Annotated in this window: 23 protein-coding genes; 11 read left to right on the forward strand and 12 right to left on the reverse strand. The window is 58.8% G+C overall.

Going from position 1 to position 22765, the window contains the following annotated elements:
- Nucleotides 1-174: 174 nt before the first annotated feature.
- From hisB to J2W17_RS16730, 6 genes are all read left to right on the forward strand, one after another.
- Nucleotides 175-768 (forward strand): imidazoleglycerol-phosphate dehydratase HisB, encoded by a 594-nt coding sequence (gene hisB / locus J2W17_RS16705; protein ID WP_307336125.1) that lies wholly within the window; start codon nt 175-177, stop codon nt 766-768.
- On the forward strand, nt 768-1406 hold the full coding sequence (hisH, locus tag J2W17_RS16710; protein WP_307336128.1) for an imidazole glycerol phosphate synthase subunit HisH: 639 nt from the start codon (nt 768-770) through the stop codon (nt 1404-1406). The genes hisB and hisH overlap by 1 nt, the downstream gene beginning before the upstream one ends.
- Nucleotides 1407-1664 carry a DUF2164 domain-containing protein gene (locus tag J2W17_RS16715; protein WP_050682512.1) on the forward strand — a complete coding sequence of 86 codons (258 nt, stop codon included), beginning with the start codon at nt 1407-1409 and terminating at the stop codon, nt 1662-1664.
- A 42-nt stretch (nt 1665-1706) separates the two neighbouring features.
- Complete coding sequence (gene hisA, locus J2W17_RS16720; RefSeq protein WP_307336135.1) at nt 1707-2444, forward strand: 1-(5-phosphoribosyl)-5-[(5-phosphoribosylamino)methylideneamino]imidazole-4-carboxamide isomerase; 738 nt, start codon at nt 1707-1709, stop codon at nt 2442-2444.
- A gap of 9 nt (nt 2445-2453) precedes the next feature.
- Nucleotides 2454-3224 (forward strand): imidazole glycerol phosphate synthase subunit HisF, encoded by a 771-nt coding sequence (hisF, locus tag J2W17_RS16725; RefSeq protein WP_007897430.1) that lies wholly within the window; start codon nt 2454-2456, stop codon nt 3222-3224.
- 80 nt (nt 3225-3304) lie between these two features.
- Entirely contained in the window at nt 3305-4060 is a 756-nt protein-coding gene (locus tag J2W17_RS16730) for a substrate-binding periplasmic protein (RefSeq protein WP_307336155.1), read from the forward strand.
- Here J2W17_RS16730 and J2W17_RS16735 read toward each other — a convergent pair.
- From J2W17_RS16735 to gpmI, 6 genes are all read right to left on the reverse strand, one after another.
- On the reverse strand, nt 4041-5357 hold the full coding sequence (locus tag J2W17_RS16735) for a Vps62-related protein (RefSeq protein WP_307336158.1): 1317 nt from the start codon (nt 5355-5357) through the stop codon (nt 4041-4043). The genes J2W17_RS16730 and J2W17_RS16735 overlap by 20 nt on opposite strands.
- Nucleotides 5358-5472: 115 nt before the next feature.
- Nucleotides 5473-6681, reverse strand: coding sequence for a trypsin-like serine peptidase (locus J2W17_RS16740; protein WP_307336161.1), 1209 nt, complete (start codon nt 6679-6681; stop codon nt 5473-5475).
- Between the two features lie 103 nt (nt 6682-6784).
- Nucleotides 6785-7576: a divergent polysaccharide deacetylase family protein gene (locus J2W17_RS16745; RefSeq protein WP_307336163.1), complete on the reverse strand. Its 792-nt coding sequence runs from the start codon at nt 7574-7576 to the stop codon at nt 6785-6787.
- Nucleotide 7577: 1 nt separating this feature from the next.
- Nucleotides 7578-8897: a S41 family peptidase gene (locus J2W17_RS16750; protein ID WP_307336166.1), complete on the reverse strand. Its 1320-nt coding sequence runs from the start codon at nt 8895-8897 to the stop codon at nt 7578-7580.
- A 34-nt stretch (nt 8898-8931) separates the two neighbouring features.
- Nucleotides 8932-10230, reverse strand: coding sequence for a murein hydrolase activator EnvC family protein (locus J2W17_RS16755; RefSeq protein ID WP_307336169.1), 1299 nt, complete (start codon nt 10228-10230; stop codon nt 8932-8934).
- A gap of 241 nt (nt 10231-10471) precedes the next feature.
- Nucleotides 10472-12001 carry a 2,3-bisphosphoglycerate-independent phosphoglycerate mutase gene (gpmI, locus tag J2W17_RS16760; RefSeq protein WP_307336172.1) on the reverse strand — a complete coding sequence of 510 codons (1530 nt, stop codon included), beginning with the start codon at nt 11999-12001 and terminating at the stop codon, nt 10472-10474.
- 154 nt (nt 12002-12155) lie between these two features.
- On the opposite strand from gpmI, the gene J2W17_RS16765 reads away from it, so the two are divergent.
- From J2W17_RS16765 to secB, 3 genes are read left to right on the forward strand one after another with little or no spacing between them, the layout of a single operon-like run.
- Nucleotides 12156-12569 carry a rhodanese-like domain-containing protein gene (locus J2W17_RS16765; RefSeq protein WP_307336176.1) on the forward strand — a complete coding sequence of 138 codons (414 nt, stop codon included), beginning with the start codon at nt 12156-12158 and terminating at the stop codon, nt 12567-12569.
- A 1-nt stretch (nt 12570) separates the two neighbouring features.
- Nucleotides 12571-12825, forward strand: coding sequence for a glutaredoxin 3 (gene grxC / locus J2W17_RS16770; protein ID WP_307336179.1), 255 nt, complete (start codon nt 12571-12573; stop codon nt 12823-12825).
- A 41-nt stretch (nt 12826-12866) separates the two neighbouring features.
- Nucleotides 12867-13352 (forward strand): protein-export chaperone SecB, encoded by a 486-nt coding sequence (gene secB, locus J2W17_RS16775; RefSeq protein ID WP_307336184.1) that lies wholly within the window; start codon nt 12867-12869, stop codon nt 13350-13352.
- A gap of 185 nt (nt 13353-13537) precedes the next feature.
- Here secB and J2W17_RS16780 read toward each other — a convergent pair whose 3' ends face one another.
- Nucleotides 13538-13993 (reverse strand): tRNA (cytidine(34)-2'-O)-methyltransferase, encoded by a 456-nt coding sequence (locus tag J2W17_RS16780; RefSeq protein ID WP_007949025.1) that lies wholly within the window; start codon nt 13991-13993, stop codon nt 13538-13540.
- Between J2W17_RS16780 and J2W17_RS16785 the strand changes: the two genes are divergently transcribed.
- The gene (locus tag J2W17_RS16785; protein ID WP_307336189.1) at nt 13992-14432 is read left to right on the forward strand and encodes a hypothetical protein; all 441 of its coding nucleotides are present in this window, start codon (nt 13992-13994) and stop codon (nt 14430-14432) included. The genes J2W17_RS16780 and J2W17_RS16785 overlap by 2 nt on opposite strands.
- 858 nt (nt 14433-15290) lie before the next feature.
- Here the strand turns inward: J2W17_RS16785 and ntrC are convergent.
- From ntrC to glnA, 5 genes are all read right to left on the reverse strand, one after another.
- On the reverse strand, nt 15291-16727 hold the full coding sequence (gene ntrC / locus J2W17_RS16790; RefSeq protein ID WP_150763344.1) for a nitrogen regulation protein NR(I): 1437 nt from the start codon (nt 16725-16727) through the stop codon (nt 15291-15293).
- A complete protein-coding gene (glnL, locus tag J2W17_RS16795; protein WP_307336195.1) occupies nt 16724-17809 on the reverse strand; it encodes a nitrogen regulation protein NR(II) in 1086 nt (361 codons plus the stop codon). The genes ntrC and glnL overlap by 4 nt, the downstream gene beginning before the upstream one ends.
- Before the next feature lie 230 nt (nt 17810-18039).
- Complete coding sequence (locus tag J2W17_RS16800) at nt 18040-18660, reverse strand: DUF4124 domain-containing protein (RefSeq protein ID WP_307336198.1); 621 nt, start codon at nt 18658-18660, stop codon at nt 18040-18042.
- Nucleotides 18657-19172, reverse strand: a complete 516-nt coding sequence (locus J2W17_RS16805; RefSeq protein ID WP_307336200.1) for a DUF4124 domain-containing protein — start codon at nt 19170-19172, stop codon at nt 18657-18659. Before J2W17_RS16805 ends, J2W17_RS16800 begins: the two co-directional genes overlap by 4 nt.
- A gap of 299 nt (nt 19173-19471) precedes the next feature.
- Nucleotides 19472-20878 (reverse strand): type I glutamate--ammonia ligase, encoded by a 1407-nt coding sequence (glnA, locus tag J2W17_RS16810; RefSeq protein ID WP_307336202.1) that lies wholly within the window; start codon nt 20876-20878, stop codon nt 19472-19474.
- Between the two features lie 332 nt (nt 20879-21210).
- Between glnA and thiI the strand changes: the two genes are divergently transcribed.
- Complete coding sequence (gene thiI, locus J2W17_RS16815) at nt 21211-22665, forward strand: tRNA uracil 4-sulfurtransferase ThiI (protein ID WP_307336205.1); 1455 nt, start codon at nt 21211-21213, stop codon at nt 22663-22665.
- The last annotated feature ends 100 nt before the right edge of the window (nt 22666-22765 follow it).

Below are 22765 nucleotides of genomic sequence, written 5' to 3' on the forward strand. Positions count from 1 at the left end.
TGACCGGTCAGCGATGATGCAGCCGTTCATAATGATTCCGGGTTGTATGGACATGTCTATCGCCGACGGCACTGAATTCAGTCCGTCAGTGATATCACCTCTCGTGTTTCTGTTTCCGGCCCGCGCCCCTATAATGGTTGCCTTTTTCGCCCAATGATTTTTGCGGAGCTGGTGATGGCCGAACGTATGGCGTCTGTCGAGCGCGACACTCTGGAAACCCAGATCAAAGCCTCGATCAACCTGGATGGCACCGGAAAGGCCCGATTTGATATCGGTGTTCCTTTTCTTGAGCACATGCTGGACCAGATCGCCCGTCACGGGCTGATCGACCTGGATATTGTCTGCAAGGGCGACCTGGAAATCGACGACCACCACACCGTGGAAGATGTCGGTATCACCTTGGGTCAGGCCTTCACCAAAGCCATCGGCGACAAGAAAGGCATCCGTCGCTACGGCCATGCCTACGTGCCGCTCGATGAAGCGCTGTCGCGCGTGGTGATCGACTTCTCCGGTCGTCCGGGCCTGCAGATGCATGTTCCTTATACCCGCGCCACCGTCGGCGGTTTTGACGTTGACCTGTTCCAGGAATTCTTCCAGGGCTTCGTCAACCACGCCAACGTCACCCTGCACATCGACAATCTGCGTGGGCACAACACCCACCACCAGATCGAAACCGTGTTCAAGGCTTTCGGCCGCGCCCTGCGCATGGCTGTAGAGCTCGATGACCGCATGGCCGGTCAGATGCCGTCGACCAAAGGCGTTCTGTAATGCAGACGGTCGCGGTTATCGATTACGGCATGGGTAACCTGCACTCGGTGGCCAAGGCCCTCGAGCACGTCGGTGCCGGCAAGGTCCTGATCACCAGCGATGCCGATGTGATTCGCGAAGCCGACCGGGTGGTATTCCCCGGCGTTGGCGCGATTCGCGATTGCATGGCGGAGATCCGGCGTTTGGGTTTCGATTCGCTGGTGCGTGAAGTCAGCCAGGACCGTCCGTTCCTCGGCATCTGCGTCGGCATGCAAGCCTTGCTCGACCGCAGTGAAGAGAACGACGGCGTCGACTGCATCGGCCTGTTCCCGGGCCAGGTGAAGTTCTTCGGCAAGGATTTGCATGAAGACGGTGAACACTTGAAAGTGCCGCACATGGGCTGGAACGAAGTGAAACAAACGGTCACGCACCCGCTGTGGCACAACATCCCGGACCTGGCGCGATTCTACTTCGTGCATAGCTACTATATCGCTGCCGGCAACACTCGGCAGGTGGTAGGTGGCGGTCATTACGGCGTCGATTTTGCTGCGGCGCTGGCCGACGGCTCGCGTTTCGCCGTGCAGTTCCACCCGGAGAAGAGCCATACCCATGGCCTGCAATTGCTGCAGAACTTCGCTGCGTGGGATGGTCGCTGGTAAATGGCCGTCAAGAAGAAGCCGCCGATCCTGACCCTCACTCCTGAGCAGGAGAACGAGGCCAACCAGAAGATCAAACGCTTCATGGAGGATCGCTTCGAGCTGGACCTGGGTTCGTTCGAAGCGGCCGAAATCCTTGAGCTGTTTACCCGCGAAATTGCGCCGCATTATTACAACAGGGCGATTTTCGATGTGCAGACGCACCTCAAAGAGAGGTTCGAAAGCATCGAAAGCGACTTGTGGGCGCTCGAGAAAAACTGATTTTCGAGCGAAGCTGAACAATCGAATTTGAAGGTTTGCCAGATGCTGATTATTCCCGCTATCGATCTTAAAGACGGTGCCTGTGTTCGTCTGCGCCAGGGCCGCATGGAAGATTCCACAGTGTTCTCCGATGACCCGGTGAGCATGGCTGCCAAGTGGGTGGAGGGCGGCTGCCGTCGTCTGCATCTGGTCGACTTGAATGGCGCTTTCGAAGGCCAGCCGGTCAACGGCGAAGTGGTGACCGCCATCGCCAAGCGCTACCCGAATCTGCCAATCCAGATCGGCGGTGGTATCCGCTCGCTGGAAACCATCGAGCACTACGTGAAAGCGGGCGTGAGCTACGTGATCATCGGCACCAAAGCCGTGAAAGATCCGGCTTTCGTTGCTGAAGCCTGCCGCGCGTTCCCGGGCAAAGTAATCGTCGGTCTGGATGCCAAGGACGGTTTTGTCGCCACTGACGGCTGGGCTGAAATCAGCACCATTCAGGTGATCGACCTGGCCAGGCAATTCGAAGCTGACGGCGTGTCCGCGATCGTCTATACCGACATCGCCAAAGACGGCATGATGCAGGGCTGCAACGTTCCGTTCACCGCCGCGCTGGCTGCAGCCACCCGCATTCCGGTGATCGCGTCCGGCGGTATCCACAATCTGGGTGACATCAAGTCGCTGCTCGACGCGAAAGCGCCAGGCATCATCGGCGCGATCACCGGTCGGGCGATCTACGAAGGCACCCTCGACGTCGCTGAAGCACAAGCTTTCTGCGATTCGTACAAAGGCTGAGGACTGACCATGGCGCTGGCCAAACGCATCATCCCTTGCCTGGACGTGGATAACGGCCGGGTGGTCAAGGGCGTCAAGTTCGAAAACATCCGCGATGCCGGTGACCCGGTGGAAATCGCCCGTCGTTACGACGAGCAAGGTGCCGACGAGATTACCTTTCTCGACATCACCGCCAGCGTCGACGGTCGCGACACCACGCTGCATACCGTCGAGCGCATGGCCAGCCAGGTGTTCATCCCGCTGACCGTGGGTGGCGGCGTGCGCACTGTGCAGGACATTCGTAATCTGCTGAATGCCGGCGCGGACAAGGTCTCGATCAATACCGCTGCGGTATTCAATCCGGAATTCGTTGGCGAAGCGGCGCAGCATTTCGGTTCGCAGTGCATTGTCGTTGCCATCGATGCCAAGAAGGTCTCCGGCCCGGGCGAGACCCCGCGCTGGGAAATCTTTACCCACGGCGGTCGCAAACCTACCGGGCTCGACGCGGTGGAGTGGGCGAAAAAAATGGAAGGCCTGGGCGCCGGTGAAATCCTGCTGACCAGCATGGACCAGGACGGCATGAAAAACGGCTTCGACCTGGGCGTCACCCGTGCCATCAGCGATGCCTTGGGCATTCCGGTGATCGCGTCCGGCGGTGTCGGCAACCTGCAGCACCTGGCCGACGGGATTCTAGAAGGCCATGCCAGTGCGGTGTTGGCGGCGAGCATTTTCCATTTCGGCGAATACACCGTGCAGGAAGCCAAGGCGTACATGGCACATCGCGGAATCGTCATGCGCTAAAACAAATCGATGCCGGGCCAGTGGACAGCATGGCGGGCTCAAGGCACTCTTGAGCACGCCATGGATTTCGGTAGCCAGACATGCTTAGACGCCTTCTTCTTGCCCTCGCCAGCGCTTGCGTATTGCTCGTCAACGGGGCTCATGCGGTAGAAAGTCTTGACGCCGACCTGGTGCTGCTGACAGAAAATTTCCCGCCCTACAACATGGCGAAGAACGGCAAGAATTTCGCTCAGGACGAGAACATCGAAGGCATCGCCGTGGACATCGTCCGCGAGATGTTCAAACGCGCCGGCATCACCTACAGCCTGACGCTACGTTTCCCCTGGGAGCGAATCTACAAGATTGCCCTCGAGAAACCTGGTTATGGCGTCTTCGTGATGGCACGGTTGCCGGACCGCGAAAAACTCTTTAAATGGGTCGGCCCGATCGGTCCGGATGACTGGATCATGCTGGCCAGGGCGGACAGCAAGATCAGCCTCGAAAAACTGAACGACGCGCGCAAGTACAAGATCGGCGCGTATAAGGGCGATGCGATTGCCGAGACGCTGGCTAAACAAGGCTTGAAACCGGTAGTGGTGCTGCGCGATCAGGATAATGCCAGGAAACTGGTCAACGGCCAGATCGACCTCTGGGCCACCGGTGACCCGGCCGGGCGCTATCTGGCGCGCCAGGACGGAGTGACCGGTCTCAAGACCGTTTTGCGTTTCAACAGCGCAGAGCTGTACCTGGCATTGAACAGGAACGTTCCGGACGATGCAGTCGCCAAGTTGCAGGCCGCGCTGGATCAGATGCGCAAGGACGGTGTGGTCGACGAGATCATGGCGCGGTATCTATAGCTGTCGACACGTCTGCCTCTGGCAAAGTGGCGGTGGTTTCACTGTCTACCTCAGGCGGATATTCGGCCAGGTAGAAACTGTCGCTATCGGTGTAAGCGATGTTGACCCCAGCCTGTGAGCCGTCTTTGCGCAGAAGTTCGTAGTGGCTCTGCAGCTGATATACCGCCAGGATCTTGTTTTTCGGAATGATGGCGACGACTTCTACGGATTTAGATGTCATCCATCCGCTGGATGATGTTTCGGTGCGAGTGAAACTCTTGCTCAATCTTGCCGAGAATTTTATTGGCAAGACACGCCCCGACGTCGCGATCGGCCACTCGGTTCTGAACTGTATGGATGTGTTGTCGGTGAATATCCGCAGTAGGGTACGGTCCAGAACCCGACGCGCTGTCCATCTGAAAAACTTGCCCTTGGTTCCTGTGTTATGGCCGTACCCGACCAGCACGTATCTGTCTGTTCTTTCCAACTGGTAGAGCGGTGATCTGGTTAATTTTTCGATAGGTTCCAGGGCATCGTCTTCCACTGCGAACCAGGGAATAGTGGCAACCTGAGTGGCCTCGGATGATTCATGTGGTGGAGCACTGAATCCCGTGAGTACGGGAACTTCTGATGGGGGATTTGCCTGGAGGGGGATTTGCATCCGCAATGAATAAGCAGCGACGTGCGTCGCAGGTTTGGAAAAGCTGGCGGCACCGATGAAGGTGCCCGATGCAAAGTAGATTTCTCCCGCCGCTGCGACCGGAGGATCGGTGCTCCAGGCGCTGAAGTTCTGTTTGGCGCCGCTGCCCCGGTCGTTCCAGATCACGTCGCCGACGCTTGACGCGATCACCAGGTCTGCCCGGACACAACGTACTGCATTGAGCGAAGGCTTTTCATGGTTATTGGAGCTCACCAGACCCAACGCCACATAGCCATCAGGAGGGATCGGACGCCATATCGAACCGTCCGTCCTCGATCCTGAACCCGAATCTTTCCAGACTTGTTCATAGTCATTGGGCCGGCTGAGTGCTTTTCCCTTGGTGGCACCCTCGCTCTGCGGATCACCCTCACAGACAACCGCCATCACTCTTTTTCCGTTGATGTTGTCGTGTCCGGAGACGGCAAGGTCACCCAGCGGGAAGAAGCCAGGTAGTGCATCAGGGGCCGGGGTTGGGCGCCAAAAGGCCCCTGGTTTTGCTTTCGAGCCCTTGGTATCCCAGATCCGGTGAAACTCCGTCGTGAAGTTGATCAGCAGGTTTTCTACTTTTAATGATTCCATTTGCCTCGCGGGCAATGCGACATCGTCATTAGTGTTCATGATCAATCCTGATAGTTGAAAGGCGACTCGGGGGAGTCGCGACCTGTTGCAGGTCTCACTATTCAGGGATTGGCTAGGTAGCTGGCGGTAACTATGTATAGGTCGTGACCGGGTATTACCGTCTTGCCAAAAACACAGCTCTGGTAAACACGTTATTCAATGTTGCCCTTGTCAGGCTCTGTTGAGCGGAGCCGACGCCGATGATGCAAAGTGCATGCGCACCGATTGCCGGCCCGATTTCGTTATTGATGTAAGCGTCAGCAGTGTTGATGGCGGCGCTGTAGTGCTGGGGAGCCTTGCAGTCCTTGGCATCACGGACTGTTTTATAGCGATAGAAGGGCGCATCGAGCGAAAAACGGAAGTTCCAGGTCGGCAGCACAACCTGTCCATCCACATTTTCTGTGCGATGAACGTATGACTTTAGATTCCAGGGCTGTGCGACGGTCAACTCGACCGTTTCCAAAGAACAGTCCGGTCCATTAGTCGTGAAAATACCGTTGATAAAACAGGCGTTCAGGAAGTTGGCAGGGTAGCTGTAGTTGAAACGGGCAGCCATGCAGGATGGCGAATCCTCGCAACCGGGCGGCACTGGCGTATTACCCGATATCGCGATTTTGCTGACAATGCCGGTTATCTCATTGGTGCGGCGGTTCAGCATCGGGCTGCCGGAGCTGCCAACATGCAGGTCGCATCGGTTTCTCATGGCTAAAGGGAATACCCCCGGATGATCAATGAACGTTCCAGCGGTTTGCTCGGTGCAAGCGCTCAATCGAAGCCCGTTTTCCCTGAAGCCTCCAGGTGCGCCTACGTTAAGGACGTCTTGACTCTGATCGGTTTGATGAGACGCCAGATTGAGCGGATTGATGCCGGCCTGGATCAACGACGCTAAAGTGGCGTCTACCTCCAGTACGGCGAGATCGGTCCCGACCAGGCTGTTCCATCGTGCGATCCGGACTGCGTATGGACGTTGCCGCTCGGGAGTATCATGAAAGTATTTGAAGGTGACGACTGCCCTCATCGGCAGATTTGTTCGCGCCGAGCCGTATTCAAAAAGTACGCAATGGCCGCTGGTAAGCAGATAGCCAGGACCTGTGGCTTGACCTTGCCTGTTTCGCGTGTTCAGGAGAACGGCGCTACAGGTTTCTCCGGATTGCAGGGTCAGTCGCCCGATGCCGCTCCATATTTCGTAAAGGCGTTCGCTGTTTTGCAGCGCTCTCGACATCGAGCCGTTGACTGCGCCCTCTCCGAGGTCGCGTGCCATTACCGCTGAATCTGGCAAGAGGCCAATCAGGGCAGTGAGATAGAAGCAGTTGAGATATTTCATGGCAATCCTTGGTGATGAAATTCAGGTGTGCACGATCGTGGCACGGCGCTGAACACCAAGAGACATACATAGTTATTGCGCGATAAAGGTGTGACTGGGGCAACTATCGGGCGGGAAGGGGGCGGTACACGCCATCCTTGCCGTGCGCATCCGTTGCACGGTTACCACGCACGCTGATCATCTGCCTGATATCGATCCAGTCGATTCCCTGAGCCTTGAGCTTGGGCAATTCACGCTCCAGCACCGCCAATGTCTGCGGGTACGGATGCCCGATCATTACGGCCGAACCCTGCTTGCGCGCCAGGCTGATGGCGGTCTGCAGTTGCGTGAAGATCGCCGTTTCCGTTGGCTCGTCATCCAGAAACACATCCCGCGAAACGCTCGCCAATGCAATCTTCTGCGCTTGGGCTGCGGCGACGGTCTGGGCGCTGGTTCGACTGTCGACGAAAAACTTGTGTCGCCGCTGCAAATCAGCCATCAACCAGGCCATGGCGGCCGGTTGAGCGGTCATGCGGCTACCCATGTGGTTGTTGATGCCAGCGGTGTAGGGGACGACCTTGAGCGCCGCATTCAAGCGTTTCTCGAGTTCTTCGATCGGTAACTCGGGATGCCAGGCGAACGGTCCGGTGGCCGGGGCCATCGGCATGTGCAGAATGACGATCTTGCCGGCGCGATGGGCTTCGCGAGCGAACTCGGTGGCGTGGGGGGTATCGGGCATGATCGCTGCAGTCACCGGCCCGGGCAGGGCCAGTACGCGGCGGTCCTGGTGCAGGTTTTGCCCCAGGTCATCGATGATCAGGCTCAAATAGGCCTTTTGAGGCGGCGTCGCGACGGGCGTCGCGTGAGCAACACCCGCCAGAGAGCCCAACAGTGCGAGGATGAACCGCAAGCGCATCTCAGCGGCCAGAGGTGATGCTCAGGCCTTTGAGCAGGCTCAAGGCCTGGGCCAACTGATAATCGTCATCCTGCGGCATCGCCTTGGCTTTGCCGCCCGAGCCGGTAGGCTTGTCGGCGCCGCCATTGCCATTGCCCAGGTGGCCTTGCAGATCGGCTTCCTTGAAGTACTCGCCGTCCTGCTCGTTGGTGATCTTGGCCTTGCGCACTTCGATGTCCGGGACGATGCCCTGCGCCTGGATCGAGCGACCGTTAGGCGTGTAGTACAGCGCCGTGGTGATTTTCAGTGCGCGCTCGTTATTGAGCGGCAGCACGGTCTGGACCGAGCCCTTGCCGAAACTGGTGGTGCCCATGACCACCGCACGTTTCTGATCCTGCAAGGCGCCGGCGACGATCTCCGAAGCCGAAGCGCTGCCGCCGTTGATCAGCGTGACCATCGGCACGGCTTCGCTTTCGTCCTTGCCGGTGGCGGAGAAGCGCAGTTCGGAGTTGGCGATGCGGCCCTTGGTGTAAACGATCAAGCCCTTGGTGATGAAGTGATCGACCACTTCCACTGCCGCTTGCAACACGCCACCCGGGTTGTTGCGCAGGTCGAGGATGATCCCGTTGAGCTTCTTGCCGTTGTCTTTGCGCAATTTGGCCAGGGCCTTGGACACCTCTTCGCCGGTCTTGACCTGGAACTGGGTGATGCGGATGTAGCCGTAGCCGGATTCCAGCAACTGGCTCTTCACGCTCTTCACTTGAATGATGGCGCGGGCCAGGGTTACGTCGAACGGCGTGCCGCCGTCGCGCACCAGGGTCAGGGTGATTTTCTGGCCGATCTTGCCGCGCATCTTGTCCACGGCTTCGGTCATGCTCTGGCCGCGGGTCGGCTGGCCGTTGATCTTGACGATGAAGTCGCCGGCCTGAATGCCAGCCTTGGACGCCGGGGTGTCATCGATCGGCGAAACCACCTTGATGAAGCCGTCTTCGGCGCCGACTTCGATGCCCAGGCCGCCGAATTCGCCGCTGGTGCTTTCCTGCAATTCAGCGAAGTCTTCCGGCCCCAGGTAAGCGGAGTGCGGGTCGAGATTGCTGAGCATGCCCTTGATCGCGTTTTCCAGCAGGGTCTTGTCGTCTACCGGTTCGACATAGGCCGCCTTGATCCGGTCCATGACCTCGGCAAAGGTGCGCAACTCCTCCAGCGGCAAGGGCGCCTTGGTGGTCGCAGCAGTGCCCGCAGGTGCGACCGCCGGAGCAGGTTGAGCGGCGAACGCCAGAGGCGCGCCGATCACCAGGGCGATCGTCAGGGCCAGCGAGGTAAGGCGAGACAAATACAGCATGTCGAACGAACTCCTAATGTAGGTGATTCAGCGCCTATCCTTGCGCGCGGCACCATTGCGCCGGATCACTCGGGTGACCCTGCTGACGAATTGCGAAATACAGCGCTGGTGTGTCCTGACCGCCACTGTTACCGACGGTGGAAATGGACTCACCGGCTTTTACCACGTCACCCGCAGCCTTGAGCAACGTCTGGTTGTGACCGTAAAGACTCAGGAAACCGTTGCCGTGGTCGAGGATCACCAGCAATCCGGCGCCACGCAACCAGTCGGCGAACACCACGCGACCGCCATGCACGGCGTGTACCTGGCTGCCGGCGGAGGCGCTGATCATCACGCCGTCCCACTTGGTGCGGGCGTCGTCGCCACGGCTTTCGCCAAAGCGTGCCAGCAGTCGACCATCAACCGGCCACGGAAGTTTTCCCCGACTTGAAGCAAAGGGGCCGCCAAAGGTCTCGCCTGAACTTGAAACCAGAGCGCCGGGTGTCGATTTAACGGGTTTACGTGGGGCGTCAGTGGCGTCTGCATCTGCTGCAGCCTGAGCCTCACGTAAACGCTTTTTTTCGGCTTCCTGCTGGGCGATCAGCGCTTTTTGCCGCGCTTCCTCTGCCTCACGAGCCTGGCGGGCCAGGGTTTCCTCGATGGTTTTAAGGACTTTAGACAGGTCGGCTTGATCCTGCTCGCGGGCGGCAAGTTTCTGATCGCGCGCCTTGACGTCGTCGTTGAGCTTGGCCAGGACTAGCTGGCGCTCCTTGCGGATTTTGTCGAGTTCGTCGCGCTGGCTGTCGAGGCTGCTCTTCTGCACGAGCAATTGCGCCTGCTGCATGGCGATGTCTTTTTCGACATTGGCCAGTTGGCGCAAGGTTTCGTTGAAGTTCTTCAGCTGCTCCAGGCGAGCCTGGCTCAGGTAGTCGTAATAGGTGAGGGTGCGGGCGAATTTTTCCGGGTTTTGCTGGTTCAGCAACAGCTTCAGGTACTCCTGACGACCGTTCTGATAGGCCGCGCGGGCCTGAATGGCGATCAGTCGTTGCTGTTCAATGCGCGCGCTCTGGAGTTTTTTTTTCTCTGCATCGAGTCGCTGCAGCTCGGATTCGCTTTTCTGCAGCTCTTTTTGCAGGGCATCGACCTGCTTCTCGAGCTTGCCCATCTCGGTCTCGGTGCCCTTGAGATCTTTTTGTACCCCGGACTTTTCTTCCTGCAACTTGCCCAGCAGTTTCTTCAGCTCGGCGATGTCCTGACGCGTGGCGTCCAACTGTTGTTGGGTTTGTGCGCGCTCGTCAGCGAAGGCCGGTTGGAGCAGGCAAGTCAGGGCGAGGGCTATCAGGACGCGAAGCATAGAGGCGGGTGATACCAGGGAAAGGGACGCCCTAGTATGCCCGGCAAGCGCTGCAAAAAAAACGCCCAATTGGGGCTGTGTGATGACTGGCCCCGAGTTGCATCGAAAAACACCCCAAAACCACTGTGGGAGCGGGCTTGCCCGCGATGGCGTCCTGACATTCAACATAGATGTTGGCTGTCAGATCGCTATCGCGAGCAAGCTCGCTCCCACAGGGTTTGGTGGTGTTTGGAAGGTTGGATTACACCAGTATCGAAGTCCCGGTCATTTCAGCCGGCTTTTCCAGGCCCAGCAGCTTCAGCATGGTCGGCGCCACATCCGCCAGAACGCCGCCTTCGCGAACCTTCAGGTCCCGCTTGCCGACATAAATGAACGGCACCGGCTCGGTGGTGTGGGCCGTATGCGCCTGGCCGGTGGATTCGTCGGACATTTGCTCGACGTTACCGTGGTCTGCAGTGATCAACGCTTCGCCACCGACTTTCTCCAGCGCCTCGACGATCCGGCCGACGCACAGGTCCAGGCATTCGACGGCTTTGACTGCCGCGTCGAACACGCCGCTGTGGCCGACCATGTCGCCGTTGGCGTAGTTGACCACGATCACGTCGTAACGCTGGTTTTCAATGGCATCGACGATGCGGTCGGTGACTTCCGGCGCGCTCATCTCCGGCTGCAAGTCATACGTGGCGACTTTTGGCGACGGGATCAGGATGCGTTCCTCGCCCGGGAACGGTTCTTCACGACCGCCGGAGAAGAAGAAGGTCACGTGAGCGTATTTCTCTGTTTCGGCAATGCGCAGCTGGGTCTTGCCGTTTTTCGCCAGGTAGTCGCCCAGCACGTTGTCGAGGCTGCCGGCGGCGAAGGCTGATGGCGCAGGAATGCTGGCGGCGTATTGGGTCAGCATAACGAAGCCGGCCAGTTTTGGCTGGCGTGCACGTTCGAATTCCTTGAAATCGTCTTCGACGAATACACGGGTCAGTTCGCGGGCGCGGTCGGCACGGAAGTTCATGAACACCACGGCGTCGCCGTCTTCGATCTTGACCGGCTCGCCGATGGAGGTGGCCTTGACGAATTCGTCGCTCTCGCCACGTTCGTAGGCGGCTTGCAGGCCTTCCTGGGCGGTGGCGGCATTGAATTCGCCATTGCCATCCACGATCAGGTTGTAAGCCTGGGATACGCGGTCCCAACGGTTGTCGCGGTCCATGGCGAAATAACGACCGATAATGCTGGCGATCCGACCTTTGCCGAGGGCCTGGAAGGTCGCGTCGAGCAGTTCGATGGACGACTCAGCGCTTTTTGGCGGCGTGTCGCGGCCATCGAGGAAGGCGTGCAGGTAGATTTTTTCAGCGCCGCGCTTGTAGGCCAGTTCAGCCATGGCCACCAGATGATCCTGGTGGCTGTGGACACCGCCATCGGACAGCAGGCCCATGAAGTGCACGGCTTTGCCTGCGGCAACCGCTTTATCGACGGCGGCGCAAATGGTCGGGTTTTCGAAAAACTCGCCATCGCGGATCGATTTGGTCACGCGCGTAAAGTCTTGATACACAACCCGGCCGGCACCGAGGTTCATGTGGCCGACTTCGGAATTGCCCATCTGGCCGTCCGGCAAGCCGACGTCCATGCCGCTGCCGGAGATCAGGCCGTTCGGCACGGTGGCCCAGAGTTGGTCCAGCACGGGCTTCTTCGCGGCAAAGATGGCGTTGGATTCAGGGCTCTCACTGTGACCGAAGCCGTCGAGAATAATCAGGACCAAAGGTTTGGGCGTGGTAGTCATGGATTCTACTCTGGCTTAAGTTAAAAAGAGGGCGATGGAAAAGGGAGTGGCAGTTTAAAGCGAAGTTCCGGCGCCGTCACCGCCGGACGGGGTTTGGCCCACCATAGTGGCTGTGTATACTGGCCGACATTTTAACGCCCTGGAACCTCCTTCGATGGTTGCTCACCTGATTGAATTCGCCACTAACCACTATCTGCTCGTCGGTATCTTCGTCGTACTGCTGGCGTTGCTGATCGCTTATCAGATGCAAGGCGGCGGCCGCAGCCTGAGCACCGGTGAACTGACCGGGCTGGTCAACAAGGACGCAGGCGTCGTCATCGACATTCGTTCGAACAAGGATTTTGCCGCTGGTCACATCGTGGGTGCGGTGAACATTCCCCACGACAAACTGGCCGCTCGTGTCGCTGAACTTGAAAAGCACAAGGCCAAGACCATCATCCTGGTCGACGCCATGGGCCAGACGGCCGGCACCCATGCCCGCGAACTGATGAAATCCGGCTTCACCGCCGCCAAGCTCTCCGGCGGTATTTCCAGCTGGAAGGGCGACAACCTGCCACTGGTGAAGTGATATGAGCAACGTCGTCGTCTATTCCAGCGATTACTGCGGTTATTGCTTCCGGGCCAAACAACTGCTCGAGAACAAAGGCGTAGCCTTCGAAGAGATCAAGGTCGATGGCAAGCCGCAAGTGCGCGCCGCCATGGCCCAGAAAGCGGGGCGCACGTCCGTGCCGCAGATATGGATCGACGGCACCCACGTTGGCGGTTGTGATGATTTGTTTGCCCTGGAGCGCGCCGGTAAGCTGGACGCCATGCTCAAGGCGTAACGCCTTCCCTATTAAGACCCCTAGATCAGAAAGGATCTGAGATGACTGACCAACAGAACACTGCAGCTAGCGAAGAAGAAACCGCACCGCAATTCTCCTTGCAGCGCATCTACGTACGTGACCTGTCCTTCGAAGCCCCGAAAAGCCCGGCGATTTTCCGCCAGCAGTGGGAGCCGAGCGTCGGTCTGGATCTGAATACCCGTCAAAAGGCCTTGGAAAACGACTTCCACGAAGTCGTTCTGACCCTGTCCGTGACCGTGAAAAACGGTGAAGAAGTGGCGTTCATCGCTGAAGTGCAACAGGCCGGGATCTTCCTGATCAAGAACCTGGATGACGCTTCGATGAGTCACACCCTGGGCGCGTTCTGCCCGAACATCCTGTTCCCGTACGCGCGCGAAACCCTGGACAGCCTGGTGACCCGTGGTTCGTTCCCGGCCCTGATGCTGGCCCCGGTGAACTTCGACGCGCTGTACGCACAAGAACTGCAGCGCATGCAGGCGGCGGGCGAAACTCCGACTGTGCAATAAGCGTTCGATGCAGTAACGAAAAAAGCGCCGTAACAGGCGCTTTTTTCATGGGGCATACGAAAACCGCGTGGCCGGTGGAGACCCCCGTAGGAGCTGGCTTGCCAGCGAAGAGGCCTTAACGGTCAACATTTGCGTTGGCGTTACACCGCTTTCGCTGGCAAGCCAGCTCCTACAGGATTGTGGTGTTATTTGAAGCCTAGCTGGCGCCAGCCTTCATACACGGCAACAGCCACTGTATTCGACAGGTTCAGGCTGCGGCAGCCTTCACGCATCGGCAAGCGCAGGCGTTGTTCGCCGGGCAGGGCATCGAGCACCTCCGCCGGCAGGCCTCGGCTTTCCGGGCCGAACAGGAACGCGTCACCCTCGGCGAAGCTGGCATCGTGGAACGGCCGCGAGCCCTTGGTGGTGAAGGCGAACAGCCGAGGATGACCAAGGCTTTCCAGGCAGCTGGCGAGGTCTGCGTGACGCTGCAGGGTGGCATACTCGTGGTAATCGAGGCCGGCGCGGCGCAGGCGCTTGTCGTCCATCTCGAAGCCCAGCGGCTCGATCAAATGCAGGTGGCAGCCGCTGTTGGCGCACAGCCTGATAACGTTGCCGGTATTCGGCGGAATTTCCGGTTGGAAAAGGATGACGTGAAACATGCACGGCTCCGAAGGTAAAGATGACCGGCATTCTACGCCGCCAGTGGACAAGCGATCGAAACTATTCCCGCGGGTGATGGCTTCGCTGGCGATTGTCGGGGTGATGGTGGGGCTGATGATCGGCCGATTGACCACCCCCGACCCCAGCGAACTGCAGCAGGTCGAGGTGACGGGCGACGGGCTGGTAGTGTGGTTCAACAATGAACCCAAGAGCCGTGGCGAATTCGTCGACGGCAGCCTCGCGCTGTTGTTCGAGGCCGAAGGCAAGGCACAGAAAGGTCAGCTCAAGCTCAACGACAAGCGTGCGAACTGGCAAGTGCGGTTAAGTGATAAGGGGTTGTTGCTGACAGTGGTGGCGGCCCGGCCGCTGCAGGGCGAGTGGACCGGTAGCGAGGTCGATGATCGCTGGCGACTGGAGATCCATCTCCGAGAGCAATAAAAGAGGGAATCCCCGGCCTGCCTGTACCAAGGTTCCCGAAACGGGCGGGCTCATCGCTAGTGCGTTGTGAGCCCGGTGTAAAAGAGGGAATCCCCGGCCTGCCTGTACCAAGGTTCCCGAAACGGGAGGGCTCATCGCTAGTGCGTTGTGAGCCCGGTGTAAAAGTGGGAATCCCCGGCCTGCCTGTACCAAGGTTCCCGAAACGGGAGGGCTCATCGCTAGTGCGTTGTGAGCCCGGTGTAAAAGTGGGAATCCCCGGCCTGCCTGTACCAAGGTTCCCGAAACGGGCGGGCTCATCGCCAATGCGTTGTGAGCCCGGTGTAAAGAAGGAACCCCTGACCTGCCTGTATCAGGGGCCCCAAAACTGCGGGGCTCGTCGCTTGTGCGGTGTGAGCCCGATGTAAAGAGGGGAATCCCCGGCCTGCCTGTACCAAGGTCCCCGAAACCGGGTAGTGAACTGAATCACTGAATGGACTATTGCAGGGGGCATGCCAGGTTTTAACAAGTTGATACAGAAAGACGCTGTGCAGCATTGAAAGCCCCGTATTTAGGGGCTTTCGTGTTTTTTCGATAGGGATTCGATTGCGAACGCGGGCGGGATTTCGAATCAGTTGCCGTGCGCTATTGCGGTTCGCGATGCATTAGTGCGGTGCATGGAGTTCTAAATGTGGGAGCGGGCTTGCTCGCGAAAGCGGTGTCACAATCAACGATGATGTTGAACGTGATGGCCCCCTTCGCGAGCAAGCCCGCTCCCACATTCGTTCGGTGTTGACCACACAATGATGGTCTTGCACAAAACCAGTGGGAGCGGGCTTGCCCGCGATTGGATGTAACTGTCAGCGAGTTTCTAAAGGCTGTTTAACCCTCTTCCCCTTCATCATCATCCCCACCATCAACCTTCATCCCCAGTTCCTTGATCTTGCGCGTCAGGGTGTTACGCCCCCAACCCAGCAATACCGCGGCATCGCGACGGCGGCCGGCGGTATGTTTGAGCGCAGTCTCGATCATGATCCGCTCGAAGGCGGGCACCGCGCTGTCGAGCAGGCTCGACTGACCGCGCGCCAACGCCTGATCGGCCCACTGGCGCAGCGCCTGCTCCCAGTTGGTCACCGGTGCCGAATCCTGCGGCAGGCTCAACAGTTCCGGCGGCAGATCACTGATATGCACTTCGCGACCGGACGCCATCACCGTAATCCAGCGGCACGTGTTCTCCAGCTGGCGTACGTTGCCGCCCCACGGCAGGTTTTTCAGGTATTCCTCGGTTTCGCTTTTCAGCAGCTTCGGTTCCACCGCCAGTTCTTGCGCGGCGCGGCTGAGGAAGTGCTTGGCCAGGGTCGGTATATCTTCGCGACGGTCCGACAGCCTTGGGATATGAATGCGGATCACGTTGAGACGGTGGAACAAGTCCTCACGGAATTTCCCCGCGTGTACCAGGGTTTCAAGGTTCTGGTGAGTCGCGGCGATGATTCTCACATCGACCTTCACCGGCACGTGGCCGCCAACGCGATAGAACTCGCCATCGGCCAGTACCCGCAACAGACGGGTCTGGGTGTCGGCTGGCATGTCGCCGATTTCATCGAGGAACAGCGTGCCACCGTCCGCTTGCTCAAAACGCCCTCGGCGCAAGTTGGCTGCACCGGTGAACGCACCTTTCTCATGGCCGAACAGCTCGGACTCCATCAGGTCTTTCGGGATCGCCGCCATGTTCAGCGCGATGAACGGCGAAGATGCCCGTGGGCTGTGACGGTGCAGCGCGTGGGCCACCAGTTCTTTACCTGTACCGGATTCGCCGTTGATCAACACGGTGATGTTGGAGTGGCTCAAGCGCCCGATGGCGCGAAACACTTCCTGCATCGCCGGCGCTTCGCCGATGATTTCCGGGGTGCGGGTCAGGGCGACCGGGACTTCCAGGCCTTGCTGTTCCTGGGCATGTTGGTTGGCGCGCTTGACCAGAGACACCGCTTCGTCGACATCGAACGGCTTGGGCAGGTATTCGAACGCACCGCCCTGATAGGACGCGACAGCGCTGTCCAGGTCGGAGTGCGCAGTCATGATGATCACTGGAAGCCGTGGGTGTTGTTCGCGAATCCGCGCCAGAAGGTCCAGGCCGCTGGCACCGGGCATGCGGATGTCGGAGATGATCACATCCGGTTGCTGGCGCGCCAGGCGGCTCATCACGCCATCGGCGCTGTCGAAGCTTTGCGTGGTCATCCCTTCTTGCTGCAGGGCTTTTTCCAGGACCCAACGGATAGAACGGTCGTCATCGACGATCCACACGGTTTCACTACGGCTCATGTCGATGTGGCTCCTTGTTCCAGTGGCAGAAAGATCGAGAACGTGGTGTGGCCTGGATGGCTGTCACATTCGATCAGGCCCTGGTGCTGGCTGATGATGTTCTGGGTAATGGCCAGGCCCAGCCCGGTACCGTCCGGGCGGCCGCTGACCATGGGAAAGAAGATGGTTTCCTGCAGCTCGGCGGGAATGCCCGGACCGTTGTCGATGATTTCGATCTTGGTCACCAGGCGATGGCGCACGTGGCCGATGGTGAACTGGCGCATGGCGCGGGTGCGCAGGGTGATGCGGCCAAGGCGCAGCTCGTTCTGGGTGCTGATGGCCTGCATCGCGTTGCGCACGATGTTCAGCACTGCCTGAATCATTTGTTCGCGATCGATCAACACATCGGGAATGCTTGGATCGTAGTCGCGCACCAAAGTGATGCAACCCTGGCTTTCAGCCTCGACCAGTTGGCCGACGCGCTCAAGCACTTCATGGATATTGCACATGGCCAGGGACGGCAGCTTGTTGGAGCCGAGCATGCGATCGACCAGGTTACGCAGGCGGTCGGCTTCCTCGATGATGACGTTGGTGTAGTCACGCAAGCTTTCTTCCGGCAATTCCCGGGCGAGCAATTGCGCCGCGCCGCGAATCCCACCCAGTGGATTCTTGATTTCGTGAGCGAGGCCGCGCACCAGCATCTTGCTGGTTTCCTGCTTCGACAGCTGGGCCTCTTCCTTGGTGATCCGCAGCAGGCGGTCACGGGGATGGACTTCCAGTAGCAACAGGGTGGCGCCGCTGGCCAGGATTGGCGTTACTGCGTAGTCGACGGTCAAAGTCTGGCCGGTGAGGGCCGTGAGCATCGCTTCGCGCTTGGTGAACGGGTGCGCCTGCTCGACCGCCTGGCGCAGGGAGTTAAGGGCTTCGGTGGATTCGGTGAACAACTCGCTGATGAACTGCCCATGGCTGCGCTGGCCGCTGATGGCCAGGAGCATCTCCGCCGCCGGGTTCATGTACTCGAGGCGCAGATCGGCATCGAGCAGGATGGTGGCGGTCGTCAGGTTGTCGAGTAGCAAACGGTGTAGTGCGTCGCTTATGGTCATCAGGACCTCTTTTGGAGCGGAGCGTGCGCAAGAAACAAGCGTTGGTTGAAGGAAAATGCAAAAACCAAACCAAGGCTCCGAAAAGAAGCGTTTAAAGCCATAAACAGGCGATTGGCGCTCGTTTGCGTGGCGTACTGCCGGCTTTCACGGGTACTTTCGAACCAAAATGGGTTGGCTTATGCGCAAGCGGCAATTTGACGCCCCAATATAGTGCGCAAAGCCGAGGAAAGTTAGAAGAAGGGCAGGAAGGAGCTTTTCTGTTCTTCGGGTCTGTCTTTGAGAGGGCATTCAGGTCGTTGGCCGTAATCTTCCTGCGCGCAGGGTTTGGCCTGACGTTTCTGCGCGAGGGATATGCGCAGCATGTGGAACGGCTGATTGGCCGTGCGCTCGACGGTGCGGCCCTGTTCGTCGAGGATCTCCACGGACAGGTGATGACTGCCGCGGTCGACGTCGCTCAGGGGAAAAACCGGGCTGGGACCGGGTTCGGCAACGGGTTCGTCATCGAGTAACAGACGGAAACGGTGACCGCGTTGCAATCCGGGCTCGCTGGTGACGCTGACGATCAGTTCACCGGCGCTGCTGCGGACAGTGGCATCGGGCTCCGGTATCAGCACTCGCACCATGTCGTAGTGGAAGGGCGCCCTGGCTTCATTCTTTTTACCTGCCGCAACGGGTGGTGCAGCGGTCGGGTTGGCGGACATGCGGTTACTCGGGGTAATCGGCACTCGCTTGGCGTTGCCGGCGCCGGGCCGGTCGGTGAAGACGCGATTGCCCTGGGCGTCGATGTAGGTGAACACGTCAGCCGTTACGGGCAGGGCGATCAGGCAGGCGACCAGCAGCCAATACCTCACGGCTTATGCACCCGTTGTACGGTGAAGGTCACGCTCGGACTCTGCTGGACGATGCTTTCCCCATCGATGACCTGCACGGCGAGGCTATGCAAGCCGCGATCGATGTTCACCAGTTGCAGGGCAGGTACGTTGCTGGGCTGGCCGTAGGGTTGGTCGTCCAGCAACAGCCTGAACAGATGCGGACCTTGTAGGCGGGGCTTGATCAACACGGTGACGGTGAAGGTGCCGTTGTTGGCGCGCAGGGCTTCGGTGGTCGGCAGGCCGGTCAACTCCAGCACCTCGTAGGCACTGCGAGGTTGCTCGCGACCGGTGGCGTCGGCAGATGGCGCGGGTACGCTTGGCGTCGGGGACTCGACACTGTTGAGCGGCGGCAGCTCGACCGGCTGCGCCTTCACGCCGTCGGGCGGTTGGTTGCTGTAGGCGGTGTTGCCGTTGGCGTCAGTGTACTTATAGATCTGCGCTGCGGCGGGCAGGGCGAGCAGCAGCAGGATGAATGGAAGGCAGCGACCCATAAAAACGACCAGAAACGAAAGCGTTGGAGTGCAGCATAGGTCAGGGGTGGCGGCTGACCCAAGTTGTTAACATTTGGGCATGATTTACCATGTCTCCCAAACACCACAGAACCCCCTGTGGGAGCGAGCCTGCTCGCGAAGCGCCGGGTCAGTCAATATCAATGTTGAATGATCGACCGCTTTCGCGAGCAGGCTCGCTCCCACAGTGTTCTGCGTCGGTCGCTGAATCGTGGGCATAAAAAAGGCCTCCTGCGAAGGAGGCCTCTTTTTGTCACGCTGCGTGTCGCAGCGCTACCGGATCAGCAGCTGTAGTACAGCTCGTATTCCAGTGGGTGTACGAAGGTACGTACTTTGATTTCTTCTTCGCTTTTCAGGGCGATGTAAGTGTCGATGAAGTCGTCGCTGAAAACGCCGCCTTTGGTCAGGAACGCACGACCTTTGTCCAGCTCTTCCAGGGCTTCTTTCAGACTGCCGCAAACTTGTGGGATCTCTTTCGCCTCTTCAGGCGGCAGGTCGTACAGGTTTTTGTCAGCTGCGTCGCCAGGGTGGATCTTGTTCTGGATGCCGTCCAGGCCAGCCATCATCAGGGCCGCGAAAGCCAGGTAAGGGTTGGCGGCCGGGTCCGGGAAGCGCGCTTCGATACGGCGACCCTTCGGGCTGTTCACGTAAGGAATGCGGATCGAAGCGGAGCGGTTGCGTGCCGAGTAGGCCAGCATGACCGGTGCTTCGAAACCTGGGACCAGACGCTTGTAGGAGTTGGTCGACGGGTTGGTGAAGCCGTTCAGGGCTTTACCGTGCTTGATGATACCGCCGATGAAGTACAGGGCGGTGTCGGACAGGCCGGCATAACCTTCGCCGGCGAAGGTGTTCTTGCCGTCTTTGGAAATCGAAACGTGAACGTGCATGCCCGAGCCGTTATCGCCGTACAGCGGCTTAGGCATGAAGGTCGCAGTGCGGCCATAGGCATCCGCAACGTTGTGCACGCAGTATTTCAGGGTCTGAACTTCGTCAGCCTTGGCGACCAGGGTGTTGAACTTCACACCGATTTCGTTCTGGCCGGCAGTCGCCACTTCGTGGTGGTGAACTTCGACGGTCTGGCCCATTTCTTCCAGTGCGTTGCACATGGAGGTACGGATTTCATGGTCGAAGTCGAACGGCGGGACAGGGAAATAGCCGCCTTTCACGCCTGGACGGTGGCCTTTGTTGCCGCCTTCCACGTCCTGGTCGGTCATCCACGAGCCTTGCTCGGAGAAAATTTTGAACATGGAGCCGGAGATGTCGGATTTGAACTTCACCGAGTCGAAAATGAAAAACTCAGGCTCCGGACCGAAGAAAGCGGTGTCGCCGATACCGGTGGACTTGAGGTATTCCTCGGCACGGTGGGCGATGGCGCGTGGGTCGCGGTCATAGCCTTGCATGGTCGAAGGTTCGATGATGTCGCAGACCAGGATCAGGGTCGGCTCTTCGGTGAACGGATCGAGCACGGCAGTGCTGTCGTCTGGCAGCAGGATCATGTCGGAGGCTTCGATGCCTTTCCAGCCGGCGATGGAGGATCCGTCGAACATCTTGCCGACTTCGAAAAAGTCGTCTTCCAGTCCGTCGCGAGCCGGCATGGTCACGTGATGCTGAGTGCCTTTGGTATCCGTGAAGCGCAGATCAATCCACTTGACGTCATGATCTTTGATGAGTTGAACCGACTTCGACATAGTGTCCTCCGGGTGGATTCGGGCTTTGGTAGTGGATGGCCCTTGAAATGTGGGTGATGCCGGCGCGAATACTCTGCCAAGGCAACCTGCCTCACAAGGGAGCAAATTGCATGCCAGTGCCCCATCATGGTTTTTTTGCCCCAAAATCACGCTTATAAGGGTGCAATCCATCATAAAGAACAAAACAGCGCCCTGTTTTGTGGCGCACAATTCAACAAACGACCTGTTTTGGTGCGCGACAAACCTTCTGTACATTAACTGGTTAAACCTTGAGCAATTTCCGCTATAATCCGCGCCCCCCTTTTTCGGCTGGCCCAGCGCGCGCTGTTTTCATGAAACTAATCGTAAAAGTCTTTCCCGAGATCACCATCAAGAGCCGCCCGGTACGGATGCGTTTCATCCGCCAATTGGCCAAAAACATCCGCACCGTGCTCCGCGACCTGGACCCGGCCGTGGTGGTGAACGGTGTGTGGGACAATCTCGAGCTTGAAACCCGCGTAGCCGAGCCCAAAGTACTGAAGGAGATGACCGAGCGTCTGAGCTGCATGCCGGGTATCGCGCATTTCCTGCAGGTCGACGAGTACCCTTTGGGCGACTTCGACGACATCGTTGCCAAGTGCAAACAGCACTTCGGTGATGCATTGGCAGGGAAGATTTTTTCGGTGCGTTGCAAGCGTGCCGGCAAGCATGAATTCAGCTCGATGGACGTCGAGAAATATGTCGGCAGCCAACTGCGTCGTCAGTGCGGCGCCGCCGGAATCTCGCTGAAAGAGCCGGAAATCGAAGTCCGCATCGAAATTCGCGACAAACGGTTGTTCGTGATCCACAACCAGCACAACAGCATCGGCGGTTATCCGCTGGGTGCCCTGGAACAGACGCTTGTGCTGATGTCCGGCGGCTTCGACTCCACCGTGGCCGCGTACCAGATCATGCGCCGCGGCCTGATGAGCCATTTCTGCTTCTTCAATCTGGGCGGAAGGGCCCATGAGCTGGGCGTCATGGAAGTCGCGCACTTCATCTGGAAGAAGTACGGAAGCTCCCAACGCGTGTTATTTGTCAGTGTGCCGTTCGAGGAAGTACTGGGAGAAATTCTCGGGAAAGTCGATAACAGTCATATGGGTGTAGTTTTGAAGCGTATGATGTTGCGCGCTGCTTCCCGTATTGCCGATCGGCTGGAGATCGAAGCGCTGGTCACCGGCGAAGCGATTTCCCAGGTGTCGAGCCAGACGCTGCCGAACCTGTCCGTGATCGATTGCGTGACCGACAAGCTGGTCTTGCGTCCGCTGATCGCCAGTCACAAACAGGACATCATCGACCTGGCCAACGAAATCGGGACCGCCGACTTCGCCAAGCACATGCCGGAATACTGTGGGGTCATCTCGGTGAACCCCAAGACCCACGCCAAGCGTCCGCGCGTGGAGCATGAAGAGAAAGAATTCGACATGGCGGTGCTTGAGCGTGCGCTCGAGAACGCCAAGCTGGTGCCGATCGATCGCGTGATCGACGAATTGGGCCAGGACTTGCAGATCGAAGAAGTCAGCGAAGCACTGGCGGGCCAGATCATCATCGATATCCGTCACCCGGATGCCGCTGAAGACGAGCCGCTGGAGCTAGCTGGCATTGAGGTACAGACGATGCCGTTTTATGCATTGAACGCTCGTTTCAAGGAACTGGACCCTACTCGCCAGTACCTGCTGTATTGCGACAAAGGCGTGATGAGTCGCCTGCATGCCCACCATTTGCTCAGTGAGGGGCATGCCAATGTGCGCGTTTATCGACCGAGCTAAGAGCCCGGGGCTGTTTGCCTGTGGCCTGCGTCACCGGCCCCCCGACGCCGCCGTCAAGCAGTAACGGCAAGGCCTGACTCTACTGTTAATCGCTGCCAAG

The sequence above is a fragment of the Pseudomonas lini genome (genome assembly GCF_030812475.1).
GTDB lineage: Bacteria > Pseudomonadota > Gammaproteobacteria > Pseudomonadales > Pseudomonadaceae > Aquipseudomonas > Aquipseudomonas lini_A.